This window comes from Micromonospora sp. NPDC048842 (assembly GCF_040649935.1).
Taxonomy (GTDB): domain Bacteria; phylum Actinomycetota; class Actinomycetes; order Mycobacteriales; family Micromonosporaceae; genus Micromonospora; species Micromonospora hortensis.
The window spans coordinates 372,185-390,887 of record NZ_JBEZGK010000002.1; the positions used below are offsets into that span (position 1 = coordinate 372,185).

Genomic DNA, 18,703 nt, shown 5'->3' on the forward strand with positions numbered 1-18,703 from the left:
CGATCTTGCACTTTGGGCCCGAACCAACCACTGCAAGAGCCGCAGAACAACGACCGAAAGTGCAAGATCGACGAGGTTGGGGCGCGCGGGGTGGGTCAGGCCGTGCGGGTCAGAGCCCGTGGGGCTAGCAGTGGGCCGCGTGGGGTCTTGTCGTCCGCGGTGGGGCCCTGCGAGGTGAGCACCACCGGGGTGTCCAGCTCCGCGCTCACCGCTGCCGGCCAGTCCTGCGGCGGTTCGTCGTACACCGGGCGGGAGCGCAGCAGGCGGGCGGTGAGCGCGGCCTGCCGGTCCAGGTCACCGGGCGGGCCCGGGATGAGCCGGTCGGTGGTGTCGTAGCGGCGGCAGATCTTCAGGTCGGGGCCGGCCAGGTCGAGGTGGGTCACTGCCAGGCCGTCGACGCCGCCGGCCGCGGCGAGGGCGTACCGGTGGGCGACCGCGTCGAAGTGGCCGAACCGGAACCGGCCCTGCCACTGGTTCGTGGCGTTGTGCGCGTCGGCGAACGGCAGGCTCGGGTCCTCGGTCACCAACGGGCCGTGCCCGTGCCGGGTGGTGACCACGCGGAGCACCCCGATCCGGGTCACGTCTCCGGGCCGGCCCGCCTCGGCGAGCAGGCTGTCGACGTTGGCGAACGTGGTGGTGCTCCAGGTCGTGTACGGGTGGAAGCCGTGCCACTCGTCGAGCAGCACCCCCTGCGCGCCCTCGAACACGCAGGTCCCGGTACGCAGCGCCCCGGCGAGCCAACTGCCGTCGACGATGGTGACTCGCCCGGCGAATCCGGTGAACGCGGGCAGGCAGTCCTCGATCGGTGGCGCGTCCAGCGGGCCCAGCTCGGCGGTCAGCCGGTCCCGCACTGTGGTCAGCCTGCGGCGCAGCAGTGCCGGGTGGTGGCAGTCGGCGACCCGCGGCGCGTCGTCGGGGTGAGCGAGACCGTACGCGACGGCCTCGCCCACCCCCAGCCCGCAGGAGCCGTGCCGGTCGGCTCCCCGGGCGATCTCGCGGGCCCGGTTGGCGGCCCGGTGGTAGGGGGTGGCGAGCAGCGCGCCCCCGTCGACGGTCAGCCGGTCGAGCGCGTCGGGCACCCCGACCGTGGCGAGGTGGTCGGCCTCGGCGGCCAACGCCAGCGGGTCCACCACCACGTGCCGGGACAGGTGCGTACGCACACCGGGATGGAACGTGCCGGCGCCGAACTGTGCGAACGTGTGGTGCCGCCCGTCGCGCAGCACGACGTTGTGTGCCGCCTGCGCGCCCCCGTTGAAGCGGACCACCGTGTGCACGGGACGGGTGGCGCAGAGCCAGTCCACCACTGTGCCCTTGCCGGCGTCGCCGTAGCCGAGGTCGACAACCGCCACGTGGTTCACAGCCGGGTCACCCCGCTGGCCGTGTCGGTGAACGCCGGCAGCGTCGACACCTGGGCTCGCCGCTCCCGGCCGAAGCGGGCCAGCGCCTTGGACACGGTCCCGGTGGCGCCGGAGCCGGCGCGGTCCAGGTCGCGCAGGCCCTCGTCCAGGTCGATGGCCTGTTCGCCGAGGCCGATGGTGAGCGCGATGGTCTCGCAGACCGCGTCGAGGTCGTCGAGCACTACGGTGTTCTGCCCGAGCAGGTCCCGCCAGAAGTCGAGCACCTTGGCGTTGCCGGCGTAGTGGCTGCCGGCGGGGAGCAGGTAGTAGGTGTCCCAGCGGCGGGTCACCTCGTCGACCACCTGCCGCAGCGGCACGTCCTCGGAGAGGTCGTCCCCGATCAGGCTGGCCACCTCCCGGGCCTTCACCCGCTGGTAGGCCAGCTCGTCGCCGATGATGAACAGGTAGCCGCGCCGGCCGCGCTTCTCCCAGTTGTCGGTGACTGTGTGCCGGGCCATGAAGTACATGGCCAGCTCGTACGACTCGCTCATCTGTCCGCCGCCGCCGCCCTCCAGCACGATCCGGCCGAGGTCGTCGTCCATCCGGTTGTCCGACTCGAACTGGCCCACCTGCAACGGCACCCGGTCGCAGGTGGCGTCGCCGATGGCCCCGAACATGATCTGCGGGTCGCTTGCGTAGCCCTGCCGTTGCAGCAACCCGAGCAGTTGCGGCAGCTTGGTCTGGAGGACCCGCGGCACCGTGCGCATCGAGCCGGTCACGTCGAAGAGCACCGCGACGGGCGTCGACCGGGGGTGCTCGTCGGAGTCGCGGCTCTCGCGGGTCGCGTCCCTTGGGTCGAGCGCGGGGTGCACGGTGCGCGCCCCGCTGTCGCTGTAGGAGAAGGCGCTCTTGCCGGTCGACCGGCGGTAGCGGTCGGCGGCGTCGTACACGTCGGTGGACCAGATTCCACTGCCCATGACAGCTCCTTAGGGGGTGAGGGTGAAGGGCCGGAAGGTGCGTGGCCCGTAGAGCCGGTCCAGCACCTGGTCGAGTTCGCGCAGCAGGCGCCAGGCGTCGTCGGGCCGGGCGTGCAGGGACCGTTGCCGGCAGCCCTGCGCGAAGGTGTGCAGCTCGCGGGGTGCGCGCGGCCCCATCAGCCAGCTCATGCAGTGGCTGGCCATCGCGATGTCGGTGCCCGGCCCGCACTGCTGCTTCTTGAGGACTTCCTCCGGGTCCCAGCCGTGGCCGGGGACGACCGCCGGGATCGTGCTTCCGACGGCCGCGGAGAAGCACCAGTCGATCAGCACCACGCCGTGGGCGTCCGGCTCGATCAGCACGTGTCGGGGCAGGACCGCGCCGTGCACCACGCCCGCCCGGTGGGCCAGGCCGAGTACCACCAGCAGCCGCCGCCACATCCAGGCCGCATCCCGGGCGTCCAGCCCGTCGGGGTACGCCCGCCGCACCTCATCGAGGTCGTGCAGGCCGGGTGCGGTGGCGAGGACGTTGATCCGCCGTTCCGCTCCGGTGGTGGCGTCGCGGTGCCGGAACTCGTCGACCAGCCGGGGCACGTACGGCAGGTAGCGCGGGTCGCCGCGCTCGGCGATGGTGCGCAGGGCGTGCGCCTCGCGGGCCATCAGGTCGTTGTCGGTGGGCCGTCGGGGGAGCTTGAGCAGCCTGTCGTCGCCGACGTCGTAGAGGTCGGCGAGGTCACCCGAGTGGGCCGGCGCGCCGAACCGGTAGTCGCCGAGAACTGTGGTCCGCCGGGCCTGCCACCGGGTGGTGACGTGGATGAACGCGTCGATGGCTTCGGCGCGTACCGCCGGGTCGGTCGGCAGGCGGTCGGGGTGCAGGGCCGCGACCAGCTCGCGGTAGCGGTGGGCCGGCTGGTCGGCGCCGAACAGGTCCGCGTCGGTGCGGGCGGCCGCGACCAGGCGGATGGCCTCCGTGGCCCTCACCGCACCGTCTCCTCGCGGGCGGGGCGCAGCAGCGCCGGGTGCAGCAGGCGGGCGTCGCCGGCCCGGTAGAGCCGGGCGCGCGGGCCGCCTCGGGCGCCACCGCGCTCGGTGCTGGCGCCGGTGCTCTCCACGAAGCCCGGCACGGAGAGGACCTTGCGGTGGAAGTTGCCGGCGTGCAGAGGGTGCCCCCAGACCGTCTCGTAGACCGCCCGCAGTTCGCTGATGGTGAACTCGGCGGCGAGGAAGCGGGTGGCGAGCGGGGTGTACTCCAGCTTGGAGCGGGCCCGTTCCAACGCGTCGTCGATGATCCGGCCGTGGTCGAAGGCGAGCTGTCGGCTGGTCAACGCGGTCACCGGGAGCCAGATCGCCTCGTCGGCGTCGCTGCCGGCGGCCGGGTCCGGCAGGTCGGGGGCGAACGCGAGGTGGGCGATCGAGACGACCCGCATCCGCGGGTCACGGTCGGGAGCGCCGTAGCTGCCCAACTGCTCCAGGTGTACGCGGCGCAGCGCGTCGCCGCCGAGCCCGGTCTCCTCGGCCAACTCCCGTCCGGCGCCAGTGGTCAGATCCTCGTCGGGGCGGACGAAGCCCCCCGGCAGCGCCCAGTGCCCGGCGAAGGGTGCCTCGCCGCGCCGGATCAGCAGCAGGTGCAGTGCGCTGTCGCGGATGGTCAGCGCCACCACGTCGACGGTCACGGCGATCGCCGGGTAGGCCCGGGGGTCGTACGCGGCCAGGAACTCCTGCTCGTTCATCGCGTCTCTCTCATCTTGAGAATATCTCGCTGTGAGAACAACTTAGCGCACGAGGGAGCTTCTGCCAAGCTCGGAATTCTCAGCGCAGGTGACCCGTCAGGTGCGGTCGGCCACGGGAGTCGTGCAGGGCGAACCCGCCGTCCGGCAGGTGCGCGAAGTTCACAGTGCTCGGCAGCGGCACGGGCAGCTTGAAGGCGACCTCGACCGTGTACGCGTCCGGCAGCCGGGCCTCCAGCGCGGCCAGGCAGCGGGCCTTGCTCCACATGCCGTGCGCGATCGGCCGGCGGAAGCCGAACAGCCGCGCACCGAGTCGGGAGGTGTGGATCGGGTTGTGGTCGCCGGAGACCCGCGCGTACTCCGTACCGATGCGCGGTTCCACACGCCAGCGTGCGGTGGCCGTCGGCGCCGCGGGACGTTCGCCCGGCTCGCGCCCGCCCGGCTCGCGCCCCCGACCGAGGTACGTCGATACGCCGCGCCACACCTCCGCCCCGTCGACCGAGCCGACAAGCACCACGTCCACCTGCCGCCCCCGGTCGTGGGGGCGCAGGTTCTCCGCGTACGTGGTGAAGTCGAGGGTCTCGTCGGCGGTGATCGGGCGGAGCGTGGTGATCCGGTTGCCGACGTGCACCAGGCCGATCAGCGGGAGGGGAAAGTCCGGCGTGGTCATCAGGCGCAGGGCGAGCGGAAAGCCCATGACGTGCGGGAACGTCGCGGGCAGCCGATCGGTGAGCCGGAACCCGCAGACCCGGTCGTAGTCGGCCAACTGCGCCCGGGCGACGCTCACCCCGCCCACTGTCACCTCGACCGCCGGCAGATCGGGTCCGCGTCGCCCACCGCCGAGGCCCGGTAGCGCGCCGAGCAACGCCCGTCGGTGCAGCGCCCCGGCCGCCGGCATCCGGGGCAGCTCGACAGGGGTACGGCTGCCCGACTCCGGCCGCGCGTCCATCACGCCCCCAGCAGGCTCTGGCCGCAGACCCGGACCACGTTGCCGCTGACCGCGCCGCTGGCCGGCCAGGCCAGCCAGCCGATCGTCTCGGCCACGTCCACCGGCAACCCGCCCTGGGCCAGGCTGTTCATCCGCCGGCCCGCCTCGCGGACCACCAGCGGGATGCGCGCGGTCAGTCGGGTCTCGATGAAGCCGGGGGCCACCGCGTTGACGCTGATCCCACGCTCCCGCAGGGCCGGCGCGAGTGAGTCGACAAGCCCGATCACGCCGGCCTTGCTGGTGGCGTAGTTGGTCTGCCCCCGGTTGCCGGCGATCCCGGCGATCGACGAGACCGAGATGATCCGCCCGCCGGCCGGGAACAGCTCCCGCTCCAGCAGCACGTCGTTGATCCGCTCCTGGCTGGAGAGGTTGACGTCGATCACCTGGTCCCACCGGTCGGCGTCCATCCGGCCGAGCGTCTTGTCCCGGGTGATGCCGGCGTTGTGCACCACCACGTCGACCCGGCCGTGTCGGCTGGCCAGGTGCTCGGCGAGTCGGGTCGGCGCGTCCGGCGCGGTCAGGTCGAGTTGGACGGCGGTGCCGCCGATGTCGTTCGCCACCGCGGCGAGCGCGTCACCGGCTCCCGGGATGTCCAGGGCAATTACCTTCGCGCCGTCGCGGGCGAGCACCTTCGCCAGCGCCGCACCGATGCCCCGTGCGGCGCCGGTGACCAGCACGACCTGCCCGTCCAGTGGGCGATCCCAGTCGGCCGGGACGCTCGCCGCGCCGCCGCCGACCCCGATGACCTGCCCCGACACGTACGCGGAACGGCCGGACAGCAGGAACCGGACAGTCGATTCGAGGCTCGTGATCGTCCCGGCGTCACCGTCCGCGCGGGTCACGTAGACGAGTTGCGCGGTGATGCCCCGGCCGAACTCCTTGCCGATGCTGCGGACCAGCCCTTCGAGGGCACGCTGGGCGGTCGCCTCGCGGGGTGTCGGGCACTCCTGCGGCGGGGTGCCCAGCACGATCACCCGGCCGCTGGGCAGCACGGCCCGGGCCTGCGGGTGGAAGAAGTCGTAGAGCTGGCGCAGCTCGGTCGAGTCGGTGATCCCGGTGGCGTCGAAGAGCAGTGCCCCGTACCGCTGCGCGTTGGCGCCGGCCGGGTCGGCCAGCTCGACCCCGGCGGCGGTCAGGATCTTGGCGATCGGGTCGGCCAGCCGGCCGCCGGTGGCCGCGCCGAGCAGGGCCGGGCCGGCCAGCAGCGGGTCGCCGGGGTGGTGCCGGCGCAGTCGGGGCGGGTCGGGCAGCCCGAGGCGCTTGACCAGCGCGCGGCCGGCGGCCGATTGGACGAAGCTCGCGTACCTGTCGGTCATGGGCGTAGCCTACTGGCGAGTAGGGTTCGAGCAACACATGTCGAGGAGGCGGATCGTGCAGAGCATTCGGCGGGTCGCGGTCATCGGGGGCAACCGCATCCCCTTCGCCCGTTCCAACTCCCGCTACGCGGACGCGTCGAACGCGGACCTGCTCGGCGCGGCGCTCGACGGCCTGATCGCCCGCTACGGGCTGGCCGGGCAGCGCATCGGCGAGGTGGTCACCGGTGCGGTGCTCAAGCACTCCCGCGACTTCAACCTCACCCGCGAGGTGGTCCTCGGCTCCCGGCTCGACCCACACACCCCGGCGTACGACATCCAGCAGGCCTGCGGCACCGGCCTGGAGGCGACGATCCTGGTCGCCAACAAGATCGCCCTCGGTCAGCTCGACGTGGGCATCGCCGGCGGTGTGGACACCACCTCCGACGCCCCGCTCGCCGTCAACGAGGAGATGCGCCGCACACTGCTCAAGCTCAACTCGGCCCGCACGCTGGGCGAACGGCTCAAGATCGCGGCGAAGCTGCGCCCGCTCCAGCCGTTCAAGCCGGAGATCCCGCGCAACGCGGAGCCGCGTACCGGCCTCTCCATGGGCGACCACGCCGCAGGGACCGCAGTGCGCTGGCAGATCGACAGGCGCTCCCAGGACGAGCTGGCGCTGCGCTCGCACCAACGGCTGGCCGCCGCGTACGACAGGGGTTTCTTCGACGACCTGATGACCCCGTACCTGGGGCTCACCCGAGACCAGAACCTCCGCCCGGACAGCAGCCTGGAGAAGCTCGGTTCGCTGAAGCCGGTCTTCGGCACCCGCGGCCCGGACGCCGAGCAGGCCACCATGACGGCCGGCAACTCGTCACCCCTCACCGACGGCGCGTCCACGGTGCTGCTGGCCAGCGAGGAGTGGGCGGCGGCGCACCACCTGCCCGTGCTGGCCTGGTTCAGCTGGTCGGAGACGGCGGCCGTGGACTTCGTGCACGGCGACGAGGGGTTGCTGATGGCACCCGCGTACGCGGTGCCCCGGATGCTGGCCCGCGCCGGGCTGACGTTGCAGGACTTCGACTACTACGAGATCCACGAGGCGTTCGCGTCGCAGGTGCTGGCCACCCTCGCCGCTTGGGAGTCGCCGGAGTTCGCCAAGGACCGGCTCGGCCTGGACGCGCCGCTGGGCGCGATCGACACCGACCGACTCAACGTCAACGGTTCGTCGCTGGCCGCCGGGCATCCGTTCGCCGCCACCGGCGGGCGCATTGTGGCGACCCTGGCGAAGCTGCTGGCCGAGCGGGGCAGCGGGCGCGGGCTGATCTCCATCTGCGCAGCCGGTGGTCAGGGCGTGACCGCCATCCTGGAACGCTGAGCGGTGTGTGCAAGGCGACGCCCGCCGGACCCGAGGGTCCCGGCGGGCGTCGACAGTGCGGTTGGGCTCAGCCGAGGGTGAACCTCTCCCAGGTGCTGACGACCAGGCCCTTGGCGATCAGTGGCCTGCTGCCCGCGCCGTCGGCGCTGACGTACTTGTTGTTGACGGCGGCCTTGAAACTGACAGTGCCGTCGCTGCTGCGGACCATTGTGAACCGCTCCCAGCTGCCGGCCGTCGATGCGCCCGCGATCAGCGGCTTGGCGCCTGCGCCGGCGGCGGACACGAAACGGTTGTTGACGCGGGCGAGGAGGCCAACCTGCCCGTTGCCAAGATCCACCACGTCGAACCGCTCCCAGAGGCTGACCGCCGGGCCGTTGGCGATCAGTGGCTTGCTGCCCGCGCCGTCGGCGCTGACGTAGCGGCCGTTGACCCGCGCCTTCAACGTCCGGTTGGCGTCGGTGGCCTTGACCTGGTGGAACTTCTCCCAGGTGCCGATCGTCGGTCGGGTGGCGGCCAGCGGCACGGCGCCGCTGGGATCGGCGGTGACGTACAGGCCGTTGTCGGCCTTGAGGCTGACGCTGCCGTCGCTGTTCCGGTTGAGGTTGAACCGCTCCGGAGCGTCCACGACCTGGCTCATGGCGTGCAGCCAGTCAGGGCCGCCGCTGTAGGTCCGGCTGACGTACCGCCCCGTGACGTAAGAGAAGAGTGCAACCTGGCCACCGCCTGCGTCGGTGAGGTCGAACTGCGTGGCGAGGCCGAACTCGGGCCTGCTCGGCACGAGACCGGTCGGCGTGCCGTACCCGTCGACGTAGCGGCGGTTGGCGAGAGCGAGGAGACCCACCGTCGCGGTCCGTCGTAGGACGCTGAACCGCTGGGTGCTGGTGTTCGTCCGACCGTCGGTTCCGGTCACCTCGACGCTGAGGCTGTAGGTGCCCGGGTTGGCGTACGTGTGTGAGGCCACCGGCGTGCTCTGGGTGACCCCGGACCCGTCACCGAACTCGAACCGGTAGGACTTGATCGGATGGAAGCCTGGCTTCGACGCGGAGGCGTCCAGCTTCACCGAGAGCGCTCCGAGATCGATGCTGACGCCGAACGACGCTGCCGGCGGCCTGATGGTCTCCACCGCGCCACGGTCGGCGTAGGTGATCGGGCCGGCACCGGTGTTCGCCACGGCCGGGTCGTCCATGCGCGGGGTGCCGATGCGGTCGAGTGCCGGGAACCCGGGGGCCGCGGAGTTCGCCGAGTCGATGTCGTCTCGTGGTTGTCCCGTCTCCCGGTCGTGTGCGGCCTGCCCGGACGCGGCCCGGAAACCGGCGAGGCTCATCCGGGTGTTCAAGGCGTAAATCTGCGGGGAGTCGCTGTAGTAGTGGTGGGCGTTGTTGTAGTCGACCTTGGTCTTTCCGACGGCCCCGCCGTAGACCCCGATCTCGACACCGTCGAGAAAGGCCGGGTCGCAGTAGCCCTGGCTGAAGAAGCCGTTCGTGGTGAGCACGTTGTTCTGCACGGAGACGCCGGACGAAGTTCCGTCGACCCGGATCCCGTCGCGGCAGCGGTTGCGGATCGTGTTGTTGGTGATCGCCGTGTTAGCGGCACCGTTGTTGTGCACCCCGTGGCCGGGGCCACCGTCGATCTGGTTGTTGGCCACTACGGTGTCGACCGCGCCGGCCCCGATGGCGACTGCCGCGCCCGTGAAGCCGCTGACCTTGCTGTCGAGGATGCTGACTCTCGGCCCGTCGATCCGAACGCCGACGCCGTCGGAGGGTGTCCGGTACCCGGCGCTGCTCAATACGTTCACTGATTTGACCAGCACGTCGCTGCTCGCGGCGTCGATGATGATTCCGGCGTTCAGGGTCGGCCCGCTGGCGTTGATCTGCTTCAGTGTCGACCTGGTGACACCGGCCAACCGGACCGCGGGCGCGGTCGATGAGGTGTCCATCGCGAAGTTGCCGCCCTGGATGGTGATCCGCGAGGAGTTGCGCAGGTCGAGGCCGGGCAGGACGCTTGTCGACCCGTTGGTGCGCAGATTCTTGAGTACGACATCGTGCTGGCCGTCGATCACGAAGCCGGCGGTCGCACCGGTCAGAGTTGCCACGTTACTGGCGAAGAAGGTGACTGGCTGCTCAGGCGTGCCGGACGTGGGGATCGTGACGCGCTCCCGGTAGTTGCCGCTGCCGACGTCCACCGACTGGCCGGCCGTGACCACCGCAGCCGCGGCACCGATGGTGCAGAACGGCTGCGTCAACGTGCCCGGGAACTGGTCGGAGCAGCCGGTGGCGGGGTTCTGCCGGACGTAGAGCGTCGTCGGAGCGTCCGCCTGGGCCGGCAGGATGGTGGCCACCAGGGCACCACCGGTCAGCACGACGGTCGCGAGACCGGAAAGGAAGGATTTGCCCATGCTTTGCCTCGGGGATGAGGAGGAGCCGGCGATCGCCGGAAAGTCAGTAAAGGTGATCATGCATCACCGGCCGATTGAGGCGCTGACCGCAGTGACAAAACGGCCACTCCGCCGGTGTGTGCAAGGCGACGCCCGCCGGACTTGAGGGTTCCGGCGGGCGTCGACAGTGCGGTTGGGCTCAGCCGAGGGTGAACCTCTCCCAGGTGCTGACGACCGGGCCCTTGGCGATCAGTGGCTTGCTGCCCGCGCCGTCGGCGCTGACGTACTTGTTGTTGACGGCGGCCTTGAAACTGACAGTGCCGTCGCTGCTGCGGACCATTGTGAACCGCTCCCAGCTGCCGGCCGTCGATGCGCCCGCGATCAGCGGCTTGGCGCCTGCGCCGGCGGCGGACACGAAACGGTTGTTGACGCGGGCGAGGAGGCCAACCTGCCCGTTGCCAAGATCCACCACGTCGAACCGCTCCCAACTGCTGGCGGTCGCCGCGCTCGCGATCAACGGCTTGGTCCCCGCGCCGTCGGCGCTGACGAAGCGACCGTTGACCCGGGCCTTCAAGGATCGGTTCGCGTCCGGTGCGACGACCTGGAGGAACTTCTCCCAGGTGCCGATGGTGGGCCTGCTGGCGCTCATGGCAAGCGTGCCGCTGGGGTCGGCAGTCACGTACTGGGTGGTGATGGGGGCCTGGAGGCTGATGGTGCCGTCGCCGTTGCGCACCAGCGTGAACATTTCGCGTACGTCCACGAGAACGCTGTCCGCGGTCAACGTGACGTGGTCGAACTGGGAGATGGCGACGTAGCGACCGGCCGCCCGGGAGAAGAGGGCGACCTTGCCGTTGCCGGCGTCCGCCAGGTCGAACTGGGCAATGGTGCTCGGCTCGGCCTGGTCCGGTCGAAGCCCGAAGCCGGTCTGGTAACTCACGTAGCGGCGGTTGGACAGGGCGCGCAGACCAACGGTCCCGGTCGGCCGCAGCATGCTGATCTGAGTATGGCGAGTATCCGACCGGCCGTCGGTGCCAGTGACCGTGACGGTGACTTGGTAGCTACCCGGGTTCGCGTACGTGTGCGAGGCGATCGGGCTGGACTGGGTGACGACGCTGTCGTCACCGAACGAGAACCGGTAGGACGCGATCGGATTGAGACCGGGGGTGGAGGCGGACGCGTTCACGCTCACCGAGCGCGCCTGGATGTTGAGGGCGACGTCGAACGACACTACAGGGCTTCGGACAGTCTCCACGGTTCCACGGTCGGCGTACGTGACCGGGCCGGCGCCGGTGTTCGGCACGGTCGGGTCGTCGACGCGCGGCGAGCCGGCGTGGTCGAGGGTCGGGTAACCGGGGGCCGCCGAGTTCGCCGAGTCGATGTCGTCCCGGGCCTGTCCCGTCTCGCGGTCGTGCGCGGCCTGGCCGGAGGCGGCCCGGAACGCGGCGAGACCCATCCGGGTGTTCCAGGCGTAGATCTGCGGTGAGTCGTTGTAGTAGTGGTGGGCGTTGTTGTAGTCGACCACCGTCTTCCCGACGGCCCCACCGTAGACGCCGATCTCGACACCGTCGAGGAACGCCGGCTCGCAGTAGCCCTGGTTGAAGTAGCCGTTCGCGATCAGCACGTTGTTCTGCACGGAAACGCCGGACGATGCTCCGTCGACGCGGATGCCGTCGCGGCAGCGGTCCCTGATGGTGTTGTTGGTGATCGCCGTGCCGGTGGCCCCGTTGTTGTGCACGCCGTGGCCGCCACCCCCGGAAATCACGTTGTTGGCCACCACGGTGCCGGCCGCGGCGGGTCCGAGCGCGAGCGCCGCGCTGGTGAAGCCGTCGATGCGGCCACCAACGTACGAGTTGCCCGGCCCGTCGATCCGGACACCGACCGTGTCATCGGCAAGGAAGTAGTTGGCGTAGCCCTGCAGTGTCGTTCCCTGGATGTCCACGTCACTGCTTGCGGCGTCCACTGTGATGCCGGCGGCGGAGGTCAACCCAGTGACGCTTGTCTTCGACACGCTCGAGCCGGTTACACCGGCGAACCGGATCACCGGCGACGTCGCGGGAGTGTGCAGGGCGTAGGTGCCGCCCCGGATGGTGATGCCCGAGGAGTTGCGCACATCCGCGGCCGGCACGTCACCCGACCCGACGACGCGGATGTTCTGAAGCTCCACATCGTGCTGGCCGTCGATCACGAAGCCGGCCGATGCGCCGCTCAGGGTGGCGGAGGTGGAGCTGCTCGCGAACACGATCGGCTGTTGCGGAGTGCCGGACGAGGTGACGCTGACTCGCTCCATGTAGACACCGCCGCCGATGTCGACGGTCTGCCCGCCGGTGACGATCGCTGCCGCGGCGCTGATGGTGCAGAACGGCTGCGCCAAGGTCCCCGGGAACTGGTCGGAGCAGCCGGTGGCGAGGTTCTGCCGGACGTAGAGCGTCGTCGGAGCGTCCGCCTGGGCGGGCAGCGCGGTGCCCACCAGGGCGCCGCCGGTCAGTACGACTGTCGCGAAAGCGGCGAAGGAGGATTTACGCATGCGGGCCTCGAAGATGAGGAGGAACCGGCGACGCCGGGAGTCAGATAAGGCGATCTTGCATGATCAACAGCCGCGGCGTTGACCCGGGTGACAAAACGGCCACCCGCCGCGTGATCGTCCTGGTCGCAGCGGATCGAAGTGGCCGGCGGATAGACGTTCACGTCCTGTTCAACGGGTGGCCGACAGCCCGTGAGGTTGTCGGGTAACGGTGACCGTCCGCACCCCCGAACGAGGTGCGTTCGATGACACCTGCGTCCGGAACGGGGCCGGTAAGTGTTGGTGCTGTCTGTCGTCATTCCGATGTACAACGAGGCCGCGGTCATCCCGGCCCTGATCGCCCGGCTACGTCCGGTGCTCGACGCGCTCAGCGTCGAGTACGAGGTGGTGGCCGTCGACGACGGCAGCCGGGACGACACAGTCTCGGTGCTCTTCACCCATGCGCGGAGCTGGCCGCAACTGCGCCTGCTCCAGTTGCGCCGCAACAGTGGACACCAGGCGGCGTTGACCGCCGGGCTGTACCGCGCCCGTGGGCAGTGGGTGGTCAGCCTGGACGCCGACCTCCAGGACCCGCCGGAGACGGTCGCCGAGATGCTGCGGGTGGCCCGTGAGCAGGGCGTCGATGTGGTGTACGGCGTACGAGCCGACCGCAGCACGGACACCGTGTTCAAACGGCGCACCGCGCAGCTCTACTACCGACTGATGCGCCGGCTCGTCGGTGCCGAGGTGCCCGCCCAGGCCGGCGACTTCCGGCTGGTCAGCCGGGAGGTGATCGAAACACTGCGTCAGCTGCCCGAACGCACCCCGGTCTACCGGCTACTGGTACCCGCGCTCGGCTTCGCCAGCGCGGAGGTGCGCTACTCCCGGGAGGTTCGGGCGGCGGGCGAGACGAAATATCCGCTGCCCCGGATGATCGCGCTCGCCTGGGACAGCGTCGCCAACTTCTCCGCGGCGCCGCTGCGTCTCGCCACCTGGCTAGGTGCGATCAGCTTCCTGGCCTGTCTCGGCCTCATCGGGTTCGGCGTCGTGGCGTACCTGCGTGGTCTGACCATCCCGGGCTGGACGTCGACCTTCGTGGCGGTCCTGCTCCTCGGTGGCGTGCAACTGGTCTGTCTCGGCCTGCTCGGTGAGTACGTCGGGCGGATCTACGCGACAGTGCAGGGTCGACCGACGTACCACGTCGGTGCCGACTCGGCGGAAACCGAGCTGACCTCCCCGTTTCCCGCCGCGCCGGTGGGTAGCGCCCGTGGCTGACTCGCTCGGGCTGGTGGAACGACAGGCCCCAGCACCCGCGCCGCACTTAGACCGACGACCCGCCCGGTCGCTCCGGTCCGCCGGTGTCGCGGCCCTGCCCTGGTCGGTGCTCCTCGCCGCGTTGCCGGCCGCCTGGTCGTACACCGACGTGCCCGCCGCCGACGTGCTCCGCTACGTGACCTACTGGTCGTTGGCAGTGGTGTTACCCGGCACCCTGGTGCACCGGGCGGTACGCGGTGGCCGCGGCAACCTGCCTGAGGACCTGGGGTACGGCGCGGCCACCGGCCTGCTCCTCGAACTCGGCGCCTGGGTCGCCGCGGCTGCCACCGGTCAGCAGCACCTGCTGCGGTGGTGGCCAGTGCCCCTGGTGTTGGCCTTCCTGGCAGTTCCCCGGCTACGTCGGCACTGGCGGGTCGGGGCCCGCCGGCCGCTTCCCCTCGCCTGGCACTGGTCCGTGGTCGCGGTGTTGCTACTCGTGCTGCTGTGGGCCGTCGCGCAGTGGCGTCTGGTGCCGCTCCCGCCGGTGAACCACAGCTACTACCAGGATCTGCTCTACCACCTGTCGCTGGTCCAGGAGCTGACCCGGGACCTGCCCTTCCAGCTGCCGCAGCTGGCCGGCGAGCCGCTGCGCTACCACTACCTGTCCGACGCGCACATGGCCGCCGGCAGCATGATCACCGGTATTCCACCCGCGACGGTTTTGCTCCGGCTGTGGCTGGCGCCGGTTGCCATCGTCAGCGTGCTGGTCACCGCCGGCCTGGCCCGGGACCTGACCGGCCGCTGGTGGGCGGGTCCGGTGGCGGGCGCGGCGGCCGGCCTCGGCATGCCGGTGGCCGTCAACTCGGCCATCGCGGACGGCGCCTTCGCGTTCTCCTTCTCCAGCCCGTCACAGACGTACGTCCTGCCGCTGCTGGTGCTGCTCGCCGGCATCTGCGTCGATGCCGTACGCGGGCGGCCGCTGGGCGTGGCCTGGGCGCTGCTGCCGGCACTCGGGCTGGCCTGTGCCGGCGCCAAGTCCAGCGCGCTGCCGCCGCTGATCGCCGGCGTCGCCGTGGCCGTCGCCGCCACCTGGTGGCAGAAGCGACGGCGGGTGCCCTGGCCGGCGCTCGGGACCCTGATCTGCCTCGTGGTGCCGATGGGCGTCGGCTATCTCCTCTTCGCCGGAGGCGGAGCGGGCACCCTGGCCCCACAGGCGTTCGCGTTCCTGCACGCGATGCCGCAGTACCGGGAGACCATCGGCGCGGGCGACGGGGTGCGCGGCGGCGGGCTGCTGCCGTTCGGTCTGAGCAGGGCTGGGGCGTCCGGTTGGCTGCTGACGTTCGTCCTGCTCGGCTGGTGGCTGCTGGTGCAGTTGCCCCGGCTGATCGGCATGCTGGTCCTCGCCGGGCCACGCCGTGCCGATCCGGCACCCTGGCTGCTGTCGGGCGCGGTGCTCGCTGGCGCGGGCGGCATCTGGACCCTGCACCATCCGTCGCTGAGCCAGGTCTACTTCTGGCTGGACGTGCTCCCGTTCGGTGCCGTGCTGACCGTGTGGCTGCTCACCCTCGTCCGGCCGCCGTGGCCGGTGGCGGTGTCCGCGGCGGTGCTCGGCGTGGCCTCGTATCTCCTTGTGCCCATGATGCCCCGGCCGGCCGCGACCATGGCGGGTTGGATGGGCGTCCTCGGCCGGTCGTACCTGCGGCTCGCGGTCCTACTCCTGCTGGGCGCGCTCGTCGCGGTCGGAGTCCGTGCGCTGCTGGGTCGCCGGGGCGGCGGCGGGCGGCGACGGACCGTGGCGGTGGCGCTGGCCGGCGTCACGGCGGCGCTGCTGGGCGCGAGCGTCGCCCGGGGCGTCGACGGTGCCGTCCGGGACGTCCAGGTCGCACCTGGGTTGCCCGCGTCGGTCGCGCAGCCGTCCACCGTGACGGCAGCGGAGATGCGGGCCGCGTTGTGGCTGGACGAGCACGCCGCGGACGACGACGTGGTGGCCACCAACGTGCACTGCCGACCGGTGCCGACCACCGCGCACTGCGACGCCCGCGCCTACTGGGTGACCGGACTGGGTGGGCACCGAACGGTGGTGGAGAGCTGGGGTTACACCGACGCCGCCCTTGCGGCCAACGGACGGCGGGGTCTCGGCTACGTACGGCAGGATCCGCCGGACCCGACCCGGTTCGCGCTGAACGAGAGGGTGTTCCGAGCACCCACAGCGGCCGACCTGGACCGGCTGCGCGCCGACTACCGGGTCCGTTGGCTGTTCGCCGACACCCGGGCCGGCGAGGTGTCGCCCGCGCTGGCCGATCTGGCGGAGGTACACCTCGTCTCCGGCAGCGTCACGGTCTACGAGCTGCGCTGACTGGGCCTCCGCACGACGGCGCCCGCCGGACCCGAGGGTCTGGCGGGCGCCGATCGTGTGATGTGGATCAACCGAGTGTGAACGTCTCCCAGGTGCTGATGGCCGGGCCGTTCGTGATCAGTGGCTTTGAACCGGCGCCGTCGGCGCTGGCGTAACGGCCGTTGATGGCGGCCTGGAAGCTCACCGTGCCGCTGGCGCTGCGCGTGAGATAGAACATTTCCCAGCTGCCGACCGCCGGGGCGGCGGCGATCATCGGTTTGGTGCCGACGCCATCGGCGGAAACGAAGCGGTTGTTGACGTGCGCGAGCAGGGCGACCGTCCCGGAGCCGAGGTCCACGAGGTCGAACCGCTCCCAGGTGCTGGCGGTCCGGGCGGACGCGATCAGCGGCTTTGAACCGGCGCCGTCGGCGCTGACGTAGCGCCCGTTCACCCGGGCCATCAACGACTTGTTCGTGTCAGTGGTCGACACCTGGAGGAATTTCTCCCAAGTGCTGATCGTGGGCCGGCTCGCCGTCAGCGGGACGGTGCCGCTCGGATCGGCAGTGACGTACTGACCTGTGCTCGCCTTGAGACTGATGCTGCCATCAGTGTTCTTCGCGACGGTGAATGTCTCCCGGGCTCCCACCGATTGACTCGTCGCGGTCATCGCCGTCGGGTCGGCGGTTCCGATGGCGAGGTATCGGCCGGTGCTGCGAGAGAAGAGCGCGACCTGGTGATTGCCGGCCGTCACGACATCGAACTGCGCGGTGGCGCCCAGCCGGAGCTGGTTCGCCCGAAGGCCGGTGGTGGCGTTGCCCGCGTCGATGTAGCGACGGTTGGACATGGTGAGCAGACCCACTGTCGAGGTCGGGTAGAGCACGCTGATCGGTTGAGAGCTGGTCGCCGACTGCCCATCGGTCCCGGTGACCTTGATCCACAGGCTGTAGTTGCCCGGGTTGGCGTAGGTGTGCGCAACCACCGGGCTCGACTGAGTGACGACGCTGCCATCGCCGAACGTGAACTCGTAGGACTTGATCGGATTCAAGCCCGGGGTGGAGGCGGACGCGTCCACAGTTACCTTCTGCGGCGCGAGGCTGAGCGTGACGTCGAAGGAGGCCACCGGAGGCCGGATCGTCTCCACCGCGCCCCGGTCGGCGAAGGTGACCGGGCCGGCGCCGGTGTTCGGCACCGCAGGGTCATCCACGCGCGGGGTGCCGGTCCGGTCCAGTTTCTGGAACCCGGGTGCCGCGGAGTTCGCCGAATCGTAGTTGTCCCGCTGTTGTTCCGTCTCCCGATCGTTAGCGGCCTGGCCGGATGCCGCCCGGAACCCGGCGAGGCTGGTCGGAGTGCCCCAGGCGTAGGAGTCGGTGCGATGGTGGTGCACGTTGTTGTAGTTGACCACCGTCCGGCCGACAGCGTCACCGTAGATCCCGATCTCGACACCATCGAGAGCCTTCGGGTCGCACCCGACCCGTCCGGCGAAGCCGTTGGAATCGAGCACGTTGTTCTGGATGGAGACTCCGGAAGAGGCCCCGTCGACCCGGATGCCGTCGAGGCAGCGCTGCTTGATGCTGTTGCTGGTGATCGCGGTGCCGGTGGCCCCGTTGTTGTGGATGCCGCGGCCGGCTCCGGCGGTGACCACGTTGTTGGCCACCACAGTGCCTGCCGCACCGGTTCCCAGGACGACAGCCGTTGCGGTGAAACCGCCGATGCTGCTTCCGATGACCGTGTTGCCGGGCCCGTCGATCCGGATCCCCACGCTGGGTACGTCAAGGGAACGGTTGACGTTGCCCGACACGGTCGTGCCTGAGATGTCCACGCCGCTGCTCGCGGCGTCCACTGTCACCCCAGAGGTGGCGGCCTTCCCCGAGACGATGCTCGTCTGCGTCAGGCTTGACCTGGTCACCGCCGCGAATCGGACCACGGGTATTGCTGAGGAGCTGTTCAACGAGTAGCGGCCACCGCGGATCGTGATGCCCGAGACGTCGTGGGCGTCGACGGCGGGCAGGTCGCCCAATCCGTTGACCTGGATATTCTGGAGCACGATGTCGTGCTGGCCGTCGATGACAAAACCAGAATTCTCCCCGACCAGACTCGCCGAGGTGCCGACGAATACGACCGGCTGCTGCGGGGTGCCGGAGGTTCTCACCGTGACGCGTTCGCGGTAGCTGCCGGCACCGATGTCGACGGTCTGCCCGCCGGTGACGATCGCCGCAGCGGCCCCGATCGAACAGAGAGGTTGGGCGAGGGTGCCGGCGTTCTGGTCGGAACAGTCGGTCGCCGCCTGCCGGACGTACAGGATTGTCAGGTCATTGGCCTGGGCCGGGACGGTGACGCCAAGGGTTCCGCCCGTCAGGATGACGGTGGCGAGACCAGCGAGAAGCGGTGCGCGCATGAGTGTCCTCAAGGAGAGGGATCCGGAGTACGAAGATGATCATGCGGTATTGGGACGTGTGGCCCCGGCCGCGATCGTCGTTGATGTACCGATCTGAGCGATGTGCAACGAGAAGTTCGTGATCTCTTCATTGGGTGGCCCGTTGCCGGCAAGGT

Annotated in this window: 12 protein-coding genes; 3 read left to right on the top strand and 9 right to left on the bottom strand. The window is 70.6% G+C overall.

The window, feature by feature from the left end; translation table 11 throughout:
• Positions 1-95: 95 nt before the first annotated feature.
• From AB0C19_RS04260 to AB0C19_RS04285, 6 genes are all read right to left on the bottom strand, one after another.
• A complete protein-coding gene (locus tag AB0C19_RS04260) occupies positions 96-1,358 on the bottom strand; it encodes an adenylosuccinate synthetase (protein WP_357179109.1) in 1,263 nt (420 codons plus the stop codon).
• The gene (locus tag AB0C19_RS04265) at positions 1,355-2,314 is read right to left on the bottom strand and encodes a hypothetical protein (RefSeq protein ID WP_357179112.1); all 960 of its coding nucleotides are present in this window, start codon (positions 2,312-2,314) and stop codon (positions 1,355-1,357) included. Before AB0C19_RS04265 ends, AB0C19_RS04260 begins: the two co-directional genes overlap by 4 nt.
• Before the next feature lie 9 nt (positions 2,315-2,323).
• Positions 2,324-3,292 carry a serine/threonine protein kinase gene (locus AB0C19_RS04270; RefSeq protein WP_357179115.1) on the bottom strand — a complete coding sequence of 323 codons (969 nt, stop codon included), beginning with the start codon at positions 3,290-3,292 and terminating at the stop codon, positions 2,324-2,326.
• The gene (locus tag AB0C19_RS04275; RefSeq protein WP_357179117.1) at positions 3,289-4,041 is read right to left on the bottom strand and encodes an NUDIX domain-containing protein; all 753 of its coding nucleotides are present in this window, start codon (positions 4,039-4,041) and stop codon (positions 3,289-3,291) included. The genes AB0C19_RS04270 and AB0C19_RS04275 overlap by 4 nt, the downstream gene beginning before the upstream one ends.
• A gap of 79 nt (positions 4,042-4,120) precedes the next feature.
• A complete protein-coding gene (locus AB0C19_RS04280; RefSeq protein ID WP_357179506.1) occupies positions 4,121-4,987 on the bottom strand; it encodes a MaoC/PaaZ C-terminal domain-containing protein in 867 nt (288 codons plus the stop codon).
• Positions 4,987-6,342, bottom strand: coding sequence for a 3-oxoacyl-ACP reductase (locus AB0C19_RS04285; RefSeq protein WP_357179120.1), 1,356 nt, complete (start codon positions 6,340-6,342; stop codon positions 4,987-4,989). Before AB0C19_RS04285 ends, AB0C19_RS04280 begins: the two co-directional genes overlap by 1 nt.
• A 55-nt stretch (positions 6,343-6,397) precedes the next feature.
• Between AB0C19_RS04285 and AB0C19_RS04290 the strand changes: the two genes are divergently transcribed.
• The gene (locus tag AB0C19_RS04290) at positions 6,398-7,690 is read left to right on the top strand and encodes an acetyl-CoA C-acetyltransferase (RefSeq protein WP_357179123.1); all 1,293 of its coding nucleotides are present in this window, start codon (positions 6,398-6,400) and stop codon (positions 7,688-7,690) included.
• Between the two features lie 67 nt (positions 7,691-7,757).
• Here AB0C19_RS04290 and AB0C19_RS04295 read toward each other — a convergent pair whose 3' ends face one another.
• Positions 7,758-10,085: a PKD domain-containing protein gene (locus AB0C19_RS04295; protein WP_357179126.1), complete on the bottom strand. Its 2,328-nt coding sequence runs from the start codon at positions 10,083-10,085 to the stop codon at positions 7,758-7,760.
• A 178-nt stretch (positions 10,086-10,263) separates the two neighbouring features.
• Complete coding sequence (locus AB0C19_RS04300; RefSeq protein WP_357179129.1) at positions 10,264-12,588, bottom strand: PKD domain-containing protein; 2,325 nt, start codon at positions 12,586-12,588, stop codon at positions 10,264-10,266.
• A gap of 279 nt (positions 12,589-12,867) precedes the next feature.
• On the opposite strand from AB0C19_RS04300, the gene AB0C19_RS04305 reads away from it, so the two are divergent.
• Positions 12,868-13,839 carry a glycosyltransferase family 2 protein gene (locus AB0C19_RS04305; RefSeq protein WP_357179509.1) on the top strand — a complete coding sequence of 324 codons (972 nt, stop codon included), beginning with the start codon at positions 12,868-12,870 and terminating at the stop codon, positions 13,837-13,839.
• A complete protein-coding gene (locus tag AB0C19_RS04310; protein WP_357179132.1) occupies positions 13,832-16,174 on the top strand; it encodes a hypothetical protein in 2,343 nt (780 codons plus the stop codon). Before AB0C19_RS04305 ends, AB0C19_RS04310 begins: the two co-directional genes overlap by 8 nt.
• A 67-nt stretch (positions 16,175-16,241) precedes the next feature.
• Here the strand turns inward: AB0C19_RS04310 and AB0C19_RS04315 are convergent, their stop codons facing one another.
• A complete protein-coding gene (locus tag AB0C19_RS04315) occupies positions 16,242-18,548 on the bottom strand; it encodes a PKD domain-containing protein (protein WP_357179135.1) in 2,307 nt (768 codons plus the stop codon).
• Positions 18,549-18,703 lie beyond the last annotated feature (155 nt).

Excerpts from the sequence above, each read along its gene's own strand:
- AB0C19_RS04265 (WP_357179112.1), bottom strand. The coding sequence starts at position 2,314 with ATGGGCAGTGGAATCTGGTCCACCGACGTGTACGACGCCGCCGACCGC.
- AB0C19_RS04275 (WP_357179117.1), bottom strand. The coding sequence starts at position 4,041 with ATGAACGAGCAGGAGTTCCTGGCCGCGTACGACCCCCGGGCCTACCCG.
- AB0C19_RS04280 (WP_357179506.1), bottom strand. The coding sequence starts at position 4,987 with ATGGACGCGCGGCCGGAGTCGGGCAGCCGTACCCCTGTCGAGCTGCCC.
- AB0C19_RS04285 (WP_357179120.1), bottom strand. The coding sequence starts at position 6,342 with ATGACCGACAGGTACGCGAGCTTCGTCCAATCGGCCGCCGGCCGCGCG.
- AB0C19_RS04295 (WP_357179126.1), bottom strand. The coding sequence starts at position 10,085 with ATGGGCAAATCCTTCCTTTCCGGTCTCGCGACCGTCGTGCTGACCGGT.
- AB0C19_RS04300 (WP_357179129.1), bottom strand. The coding sequence starts at position 12,588 with ATGCGTAAATCCTCCTTCGCCGCTTTCGCGACAGTCGTACTGACCGGC.
- AB0C19_RS04315 (WP_357179135.1), bottom strand. The coding sequence starts at position 18,548 with ATGCGCGCACCGCTTCTCGCTGGTCTCGCCACCGTCATCCTGACGGGC.